Below are 1,100 nucleotides of genomic sequence, written 5' to 3'. Positions count from 1 at the left end.
GGCTTTCACCTGACGGAAGAAGGGCGTCTGGTGTATCAGGCGTCGATAGACTTATTTGCCTCGGTCGACAACTTTCGCGACCGCCTTAGTTCAGCGCAAAACGAACTTGTCGGTGATCTTGGTGTGGGGGTTATTGATAACACAATCTCTGACGCAAATTCGCCGTTAGTTGCCGCACTTAGACGTATTAACGAACAATCTCCCAAGGTCCGATTTCAACTGCAGGCAACGCAACTTGATGAGGTTGAAAGAGGTGTCGTCGAGGGGCGGTTGGTGGCGGGAATTGTGCCGGTTTATCAAAAGCGCGAAGAGTTTGATTATTACGAGCTATACGAAGAACGCTCGGAGGTTTACTGCGCGCTCGGCCACCCGCTGTTCTCCATGGCGGACGCGGACATGGGCGGTAATGTGCTCAAGGATTACGAGTGCATCAACCATCGCTACGCGATTCATCGCGACAAACTGAAATTTGCCCACTACGACAGCTTTTCCGCCTCGGCAACCCAGGTGGAGGCTGTTGCGCTGTTGATCAAGACGGGTCGTTTCCTGGGGTTCCTGCCCCAGCACTACGCCGCGCCAATGGTGGCGCGGGGAGAGTTTCGCGCGGTGTGCCCGGACCTGATCAACATCGTCACGCCGTTCAGTCTGATCCTGCGCCATAACACTGTGCGCAGCCCCTTGGTGAAGGCATTTGCCCAGGCACTGGGCGTGGATTTAAAAGCCTCGGTTTGATTGTTCACCGCGTTGAACACTTACTAATGAACACTGGCGGCCAAATGGGGATGATTGGACCAGGCTTAAGGCTTCCTGCTTGATGGCGCGCAACGGATTAGCCTCTGTAAGGCCTTCACCCATTCATTCGCAAGTGAACAAGTAGAGGTTCCGTCCACATAAGCGGCTGTAACCCTGGATTTTGAGGCCCGTTAGCCAGAAACCGGGTTAGAGTGTTCATCAATGTCTGTTCATAAGGGATCCCTCCACTCGATTCGCGTAGTCGCGCCAAGCGGTTCCACCGAACGAACAGGGCAAAAAAACCGTATATCAATCGTTGTTTGAAGAATGAATCGTCCGCTGTTTGTTTCTCTGGATGGGCCCAAGGG

1 protein-coding gene is annotated in these 1,100 nt (G+C 53.5%); it reads left to right on the top strand.

What is annotated here, in order from left to right:
• A partial coding sequence (locus ACXRVY_RS30900) for a LysR family transcriptional regulator (RefSeq protein ID WP_458239196.1) occupies positions 1 to 732 on the top strand: 732 nt, incomplete at its 5' end.
• Positions 733 to 1,100: the final 368 nt, after the last annotated feature.

Source organism: Pseudomonas sp. P5_A2_2, from assembly GCF_054177685.1.
This window is presented reverse-complemented; position numbering and strand designations above follow the sequence as displayed.